This is a genomic window from Acinetobacter sp. YH12201 (assembly GCF_013418145.1).
In the GTDB taxonomy this organism is placed as follows: domain Bacteria; phylum Pseudomonadota; class Gammaproteobacteria; order Pseudomonadales; family Moraxellaceae; genus Acinetobacter.
The window spans coordinates 51,427-59,125 of sequence record NZ_VPCP01000008.1 but is presented as its reverse complement, the minus strand read 5'-3'; the positions used below and the strand labels follow the sequence as shown (position 1 = coordinate 59,125).

Sequence of the window (7,699 nt, the reverse complement as noted above, 5' to 3'; positions counted from 1 at the left end):
TGAGAAAGCCCATATAAATGGGTAGAGTACAAGTTGCTGTAGAAGCATTTTTAATTCGTCTGATCACAGATACTTTATAAAGTATTTTAATACTTTTTTGAATCCGTCAATGCGTAAGTCCTATATATTATTGTTATATATTAACTTCGACAAAAAATCATTTTGAAAAAAGCCTGACGGGATGAAACTTTATAAGAGTGAAGCGATACAGTTAAAAGGAATTAAATTTTTCAGTTAGTTTTGTTTAAAGTGAATCAAATTCATTTTTTAAGCTTTTGAGTGTTTATTCATCAATTGGGTAAGGCCAAAAATTTAATTTACCCTGTAATTTTGTAGCGGGTATTTATCAAAGCATAAACAATAAAATGATTCTGTAAATGAGGAAAAGCTTTAAAGCCTATATTCAATAGCCAAAGTAGAGGTTTTTCATCATTGTTGGATCTTCTTGATCTTTTTCCACATAAAGAAATAAAAGCAACTGGTGAAACAACGCTCATGCAATTAATAATGGTTAAAGTGTCATATATAAATTTTAGATTAAATAAGCCAAGGTATTTAATCATGCGCTAAGTCGCTGCAAATGATGTGAAATTGAGCTCTGCCTGCATTAAAGTATGTCCAGTGGTGAATAAATGCCGAAATGTTGGCTATTAGACTTTACCCTTTGCTGTTTTTTTAAGACAATATAGCCAGCTTTGAATTTTCCTATTCATCATATTCTTTAAACGATTTAGTTGGACTCTGACCTATGACAACCCCGCTTAACGAACGTCGTATTGCAAACGCAATTCGTGTATTGGCAATGGATGCTGTGCAAAAAGCAAATTCAGGACATCCAGGTGCTCCGATGGGGATGGCAGACATCGCTGATGTCGTTTGGCGTGAATTTTTAAATCATAACCCGCAAAACCCGCAATGGGCCAACCGTGACCGTTTTGTATTGTCTAACGGCCATGGCTCTATGCTGCAATATGCACTATTGCATTTGACCGGTTATGATCTTTCTATTGAAGATTTAAAATCTTTCCGCCAGTTACATTCTAAAACTCCAGGTCACCCTGAATTAGGTTATGCACCAGGGATTGAAACCACGACTGGTCCATTGGGTCAGGGTATTGCCAATGCGGTTGGTTTTGCGCTGGCTGAAAAAACTTTAGCTGCTCAATTTAACAAAGACGACATCAAAGTGGTTGACCACTTCACTTACTGTTTCCTAGGTGATGGCTGCTTGATGGAAGGTGTTTCTCATGAAGCATGTTCACTTGCAGGTACTTTGGGTCTGGGTAAACTTGTCGTTTATTACGATGACAACGGCATTTCTATTGATGGTGAAGTTGAAGGCTGGTTCTCTGACGATACAGAACAACGTTTCCACGCTTATGGTTGGCAAGTGATTAAAGTGGATGGTCACGATAGCGATGCGATCCGTCAAGCAACTGTTGCAGCAAAAGCTGAAACGGCTAAACCGACTTTAATTATCTGTAAAACAATTATTGGTTTAGGTTCACCAAACAAACAAGGTAAAGAAGATTGTCATGGTGCACCACTGGGTAATGACGAAATCGCCTTGACGCGTGAAGCTTTGGGTTGGACTGAAGGTCCATTCGAAATTCCTGCTGACGTTTATGCAGCTTGGGATGCCAAAGACAAAGGTGCTCAATCTGAATCTGCATGGAATGAAACTTTTGCTGCATATGCTGCAAAATACCCAACTGAAGCGGCTGAACTTAAACGTCGTTTAAGCGGTGAATTACCGGCTGACTTCGTCGCTAAAGCAGATGCTTATATCGCTGAAGTAAATGCAAAAGCTGAAACTATTGCGACGCGTAAAGCCAGCCAAAATGCACTTCAAGCACTTGTACCATTGTTGCCAGAAGTTTTGGGCGGTTCTGCTGACTTGGCAGGTTCAAACCTGACCTTGTGGAAAGGTGCGCAAGGCGTACAAGACAATCCAGCGGGTAACTATGTTCACTACGGCGTACGTGAATTTGGTATGACTGCAATTGCCAACGGCGTTGCATTGCATGGCGGTTTCATCCCTTACGTTGCAACATTCCTGATGTTTATGGAATACGCGCGTAATGCAGTGCGTATGTCTGCATTGATGAAACAGCGTGTCATCCATGTTTATACCCATGACTCAATCGGTCTGGGTGAAGATGGTCCTACGCATCAACCGGTAGAACAGATCGCCTCTTTACGTGGCACACCAAACTTAAATACCTGGCGTCCATGTGACACTGTAGAAGCTTCTATTTCTTGGAAATCTGCATTGTTACGTAGCGAAGGTCCTACAGCATTAATTTTCTCTCGTCAAAACTTGCCATTCCAGACCCGTACTCAAGCACAAATTGAGAACGTTGCTAAAGGTGGTTATGTGCTGGCTGAAGAAAAAGGTGAATTAAAAGCGATTATTATTGCGACTGGTTCTGAAGTTTCATTGGCAATGGAAGCTTATGCACAGCTTGATGGTGTACGTGTAGTATCTATGCCATGTGCCGAAGAGTTTGTGAAACAGGATGCTGCTTACCGTGAAGCGGTTCTTCCATCTCATATTCGTGCGCGTGTCGCAGTTGAAGCTGCGCATGTGGATTACTGGTGGAAATTTGTGGGTCTGGATGGTCGAGTGATCGGTATGACTACATACGGTGAATCTGCACCTGCGAAAGACTTGTACCAATATTTCGATATTACCACTGAAGCGGTTGTTGCAGCAGTAAAAGACATTACCGCTTAATCAATCCGATTAGCAGGTTAAAAAGACGCCCCAGCAAAAGGGGCGTTTTTCATTGCAGAAATAACGATTTGTAACGAATGATTTAAACGTCTAGGTTTAAAATTAATTCATTCATACAGTATTCAGCCCGGGGTGCATGATTGCCCCAAGTGAGGAAAATATGAGCCTTTATGATCAGATTAATGATGAAATTGTCCTGATGGATGCTGGTGAACAGAAATGGATTGGTACAGACCTTGAACTTGATGCTATGGTTGCTGTGGAACTCATGCTGCAAGACTTGCAGGAAGACAAGGTGATCAAGATCCGCCGTAAGAATCATGAAAAGCATACCGGTTTAAAGCAAATCGACCGTATTTTGGTTGAAAAGTTATAAAGATGAAACATCTTTAAAAAGCCCCAATGGGGGCTTTTATTATTTTGGATATTTAAAAATGTGAACAGTTACGAATAGATGGGCTGTACTTTTCATTAATTGATCATGATTTTTATAAACTGTATATTTTTGTATTAAATATTTAATAAAAACAGAAACAAGTGATAAAGACATAAAATTGCGAATCAGGGTTTAAAATAAATTATGATGATGATCAATATATTAAGATGAGGTGACCATAAGTATCAACTAAAAAGTAAACATGTATTCATTACCAAAACCCTTTGAAATCTGCCCAACCCAACGCTCTATTTGATCTGCCTTCATCACCTTAAAATCCCGCCAGTTATACTTCATCTGCTTCCAAACCATCTCAATTCTATTCAGCTCAGGACTATACGCAGGTAGAAAATACAAAGTCGTTGAATACTCTTGTACAAGAAGCTTGCGCCAATCTACCATCTGTTTGCTGCGATGAATCGAGGCATTGTCAACAATCAACACCAAAGGAACTTGATAGCTGCGTTTCACCTGTGCTGCTACACCCATCAAATAGGCATAAAACCAGCGACTGTTAACGGATTCCTGTAGGCAACTGGTGATCAGATGACCCGTTGACAGGAGACAACCCATCACATTAACTCGCTTTAGTCTTACAGCATCAACCGCATGAACATCGCCTATCTTTGTCCACGCATAACGGTTATCTGGCGTAGCCGAAAATCCTGTTTCGTCGACATAGCCCAATACAATTTCACCACGTGCCGCTTGCTCACGTAATGCTTCAATCTGCTGTTGCGCTTGTCCAAATGCGGTCGGGTCTCTTTTTTTTCAAGCTGTGGCGGGTGCGTTTGAAGACCATGCCTGAATCTCGCAAAAACTTGCGAAGAGTTTCAACAGACACGGACACACCGTGTTTTTCATGCAGTTTGACTCGGATTTGTTCTGCATTGAGTGGGCTTGTGTTGACCCACTCTAAGATTTGAGCCTGATAGTTTGAGGTCAGTGTATTGGGACGGCCTGAGCGATGACCTTCTTGAATCGATTCAAACTGATGTAGCTCCCAATGTCGGCGTTGTAGCCTTATGGTTTCTGGGATACGCTCTTGTAACGCAGCAACTTCGGCAACAGTTTTACCTTCGGAAAGCCAGAGAATGGTTTGGGCACGTTGTCTTTCACGCCAATGTGCTGCATGCTTGGTCAGGAGAATTAGTTGTGCACGCTGTTCTAAGCTGAGTGGGACGGTAACAATCCGTGGCATGTGCAAACATCGTTTAACCAAAAATGTCTTTTCGCATGTTTAGTTGTTTTTGTCAACTTATCATTTCATTTATGGAGCTAGATAACCGGTAATTGTTCTATTCTTGCAACATATCGTTTTATCTATATCGGTGAATTAAAATAAGAAAGGTATAAACTAATAATCATTCCAATGCGAGATAACAAGACATGAATTTTAAAGCACTAACTTTAGGTCTGGCGGTTGCATCAGTGGCAACTTTTACTATGGCAAAACCGGTTGCCTATCAGATTGATCCAACCCACACAGCAACTGTTTTTTCCTGGAGTCACTTTGGTTTCTCTACGCCTTCTGCAAACTTTAGCGACATTCAAGGTACAATTAACGTCGATAATGCAAAACCTGCAAATTCATCTGTGAATGTGACTATTCCTTTATCGAGTTTAAATACCAACGTAAAAGCATTGGATGAGCATTTAAAAACAGCAGATTTTTTTGATGCAGCGAAGTATCCAAACATCACATTTAAAAGTACTAAAGTTCAGGCATTAGGTAAAAACAAATACAAAATCACTGGTAACCTTACAGTGAAAGATGTGACTAAACCTGTAGTTTTAGATGCAGTGTTAAATAAACAAGGTGTACATCCAATGACTAAAGCAGAGGCTATTGGTTTCAATGCCACGACTTCATTCAACCGGTCAGCATTTGGCGTAGGGGCTTATGTACCAAATGTGGGCGATAAAATCACGGTAAACATTACCACTGAAGCTTCTGTTCCTGCGAAAAAATAAGCCTGAATTGGCTAATAAAAAAAGCACCCTTGAGAGGGTGCTTTTTTATTGGTTGAAATTTTACTTTAAATTGCTGAAATCTGTTTGAGATATGCCTGCAATACAGCCTGTGCCTGCAATGCTAATGCAGTGGCATAGCGTTGATTGTCGGCTCGCAAAGCCGGAATATTAACGTTAGCTTTTCTTAATTCGCAGGTATGGCCAATCAGCCATTTTTCCAGACTTTCTGGGGCCACTTCAAGATGAAATTGTAAGGCCAGAATATTTTTCCCCACAGAAAATGCCTGATGAAGATAAATCTCTGAACCTGCTAATAATGTAGCCTGTTCAGGCAAATCGAAGGTATCGCCATGCCAGTGTAATACAGCAGTTCCAGTTAATGGCTTAAGCAGATTATTTGCACAATCTGTAATACTGAGTTGGCTCCAGCCAATTTCCTTTTGATGTCCTGCATACACTTTGGCACCCAGGGCATGAGCAATCAGTTGAGCACCTAGACAGATGCCTAAAGTTGGCAAGTTTTCTTTTAGGCGAACTTTAAGTAAGTCTATTTCTTGTTGTAAGAAAGGGTAGTCATCTGTTTCATACACGCCAATCGGTCCACCTAAAATAATGGTGAGACCTTTATGCTGCAATGCTTTGCTTAAATCATCTACACCGGCTTCAAAATAACGTACCCGAAAACCGAGTTGATAAAAGACATCTTCAAATGCCCCCAGGTCTTCAAAGGCAAGATGTTGAATGGCATAAATGGTGTCAGGAAAGTCTGGAGGAATAGTTATCATGCTTTTGTTTTCATAGAGAAGGAATCATAGCAATTTAGCCTGAATAGTCAGAAAAATGAAGATTTCTCTGTTGATCGTTTGCAATTTAAAGCAAAAAAGCGAACCGAAGTTCGCTTTTGAGATACTTGATACAACGTTATGTTTAGAAGAAGCCCATTGGCTTGGTGGCATAGCTCACCAGCAAGTTTTTGGTTTGCTGGTAATGATCCAGCATCATCTTGTGGTTTTCACGTCCAATACCTGATTTTTTATAACCACCGAATGCAGCATGTGCAGGGTAGATATGATAACAGTTGGTCCATACACGACCTGCTTCAATCGCACGGCCTGCACGATATGACGTATGCGCTGAACGTGACCAGACACCAGCACCTAAACCATAAATGGTATCGTTGGCAATCTTGATGGCATCATCAAAATCTTTAAAGGTGGTCACTGCGAGTACTGGTCCAAAAATTTCTTCCTGGAACGTTCTCATGTCATTGGTGCCTTTGAAAATGGTCGGTTCAATGTAGAAACCTTGGCCAACTTCATGGCGTGCTTCACCACCCGTCAATAGTTGAGCACCTTCTCCACGGCCGGTTGCGATACATCCCAGAATTTTGTCTTGCTGTTCTTGAGAAGCCTGTGCCCCAATCATGGTCTCAGTATCCAGTGGATGACCGGTTTTAATGCGTTTCACACGTTCTACTGCAAGTTCCAGGAACTGGTCTGCAATACTTTCCTGAACCAAAGCACGTGATGGACAGGTACAGATTTCCCCTTGGTTCAGGGCAAACATGGTAAAGCCTTCTAGCGCTTTTTCTAGGTAGTCATCTTGCTGAGCCATAACATCTTCAAAGAAAATGTTTGGTGATTTACCACCTAGCTCTAAGGTTACCGGAATAATATTTTCGGTGGCATATTGCATGATCTGCTGACCGACAGCTGTTGAGCCAGTAAATGCAATTTTGGCAATACGTGGGTTGGTAGCCAATGGGCGGCCCACTTCAACGCCATAACCATTTACAATGTTTAATACGCCTGCAGGCAACAGGTCCTGAATCAGTTCAACCAGTACCAGAATACTGACCGGTGTTTGTTCAGCCGGTTTTAAAACAATACAGTTACCTGCAGCCAGAGCCGGTGCCAGTTTCCAGGTTGCCATTAAAATCGGGAAGTTCCACGGAATGATTTGTCCGACTACACCTAAAGGTTCATGGAAATGGTAAGCAATAGTATCTTCATCGATTTCTGAAATGCCGCCTTCTTGTGCACGGATACAGCCGGCAAAATAGCGGAAATGATCAATCGCCAAAGGAATATCGGCAGCCAGGGTTTCACGAATCGGCTTACCATTATCCCAGGTTTCAGCAACTGCCAAAAGCTCCAGATTGGCTTCTAAACGGTCGGCAATTTTTAACAGGATATTGGAACGGGTCGTTGGCGATGACTTGTTCCATTGTGCTTTGGCTTTATGTGCAGCATCAAGAGCAAGCTCAATATCTTCAACGCTAGAACGCGGAACTTTGGTGAAAGCTTTACCATCTACAGGCGAAATATTGTCAAAGTATTCTCCTTTGACAGGCGCTACCCATTGTCCACCAATGAAGTTTTCATATTGGGCTTTAAACTGAACTTTTGAACCAGGTTGATTAGGATCGACGTAACGCATATGTATTTCCTTTGCTTATTTTAGTGTCTTAAAACCGTATCTACAGCTTTGGTATATAAGGTACTTGTGTACATTATATGATTAGCATAACCTGAATAAGGTTGGAGAAAGGT

The 7,699-nt window shown here is 41.3% G+C and carries 7 protein-coding genes; 3 read left to right on the top strand and 4 right to left on the bottom strand.

Going from position 1 to position 7,699, the window contains the following annotated elements; all coding sequences use genetic code 11:
• Positions 1-748: 748 nt before the first annotated feature.
• Both tkt and FTU91_RS03335 read left to right on the top strand, forming a co-directional pair.
• Positions 749-2,737 (top strand): transketolase, encoded by a 1,989-nt coding sequence (gene tkt, locus FTU91_RS03340; protein WP_180043108.1) that lies wholly within the window; start codon positions 749-751, stop codon positions 2,735-2,737.
• 160 nt (positions 2,738-2,897) lie between these two features.
• Positions 2,898-3,113: a hypothetical protein gene (locus FTU91_RS03335; RefSeq protein ID WP_180043107.1), complete on the top strand. Its 216-nt coding sequence runs from the start codon at positions 2,898-2,900 to the stop codon at positions 3,111-3,113.
• 249 nt (positions 3,114-3,362) lie between these two features.
• Here FTU91_RS03335 and FTU91_RS03330 read toward each other — a convergent pair whose 3' ends face one another.
• Together FTU91_RS03330 and FTU91_RS03325 are read right to left on the bottom strand one after the other, a co-directional pair.
• Positions 3,363-3,902, bottom strand: coding sequence for an IS630 family transposase (locus FTU91_RS03330; protein ID WP_126038012.1), 540 nt, complete (start codon positions 3,900-3,902; stop codon positions 3,363-3,365).
• Positions 3,898-4,374, bottom strand: a complete 477-nt coding sequence (locus FTU91_RS03325) for a helix-turn-helix domain-containing protein (RefSeq protein ID WP_004677047.1) — start codon at positions 4,372-4,374, stop codon at positions 3,898-3,900. Before FTU91_RS03325 ends, FTU91_RS03330 begins: the two co-directional genes overlap by 5 nt.
• Positions 4,375-4,562: 188 nt before the next feature.
• Here FTU91_RS03325 and FTU91_RS03320 point away from each other — a divergent pair, with 188 nt between their 5' ends.
• Entirely contained in the window at positions 4,563-5,147 is a 585-nt protein-coding gene (locus tag FTU91_RS03320) for a YceI family protein (RefSeq protein WP_086195076.1), read from the top strand.
• A gap of 65 nt (positions 5,148-5,212) precedes the next feature.
• Here the strand turns inward: FTU91_RS03320 and FTU91_RS03315 are convergent, their stop codons facing one another.
• Both FTU91_RS03315 and FTU91_RS03310 read right to left on the bottom strand, forming a co-directional pair.
• Positions 5,213-5,932, bottom strand: coding sequence for a glutamine amidotransferase (locus tag FTU91_RS03315; RefSeq protein WP_180043106.1), 720 nt, complete (start codon positions 5,930-5,932; stop codon positions 5,213-5,215).
• Between the two features lie 142 nt (positions 5,933-6,074).
• Positions 6,075-7,586, bottom strand: a complete 1,512-nt coding sequence (locus FTU91_RS03310; protein WP_180043105.1) for an aldehyde dehydrogenase family protein — start codon at positions 7,584-7,586, stop codon at positions 6,075-6,077.
• Positions 7,587-7,699: the final 113 nt, after the last annotated feature.

Bases quoted from the DNA above. Each gene is read 5' to 3' on its own strand.
- tkt (WP_180043108.1), top strand. From the start codon at position 749: ATGACAACCCCGCTTAACGAACGTCGTATTGCAAACGCAATTCGTGTA.
- FTU91_RS03335 (WP_180043107.1), top strand. From the start codon at position 2,898: ATGAGCCTTTATGATCAGATTAATGATGAAATTGTCCTGATGGATGCT.
- FTU91_RS03325 (WP_004677047.1), bottom strand. From the start codon at position 4,374: ATGCCACGGATTGTTACCGTCCCACTCAGCTTAGAACAGCGTGCACAA.
- FTU91_RS03320 (WP_086195076.1), top strand. From the start codon at position 4,563: ATGAATTTTAAAGCACTAACTTTAGGTCTGGCGGTTGCATCAGTGGCA.
- FTU91_RS03315 (WP_180043106.1), bottom strand. From the start codon at position 5,932: ATGATAACTATTCCTCCAGACTTTCCTGACACCATTTATGCCATTCAA.
- FTU91_RS03310 (WP_180043105.1), bottom strand. From the start codon at position 7,586: ATGCGTTACGTCGATCCTAATCAACCTGGTTCAAAAGTTCAGTTTAAA.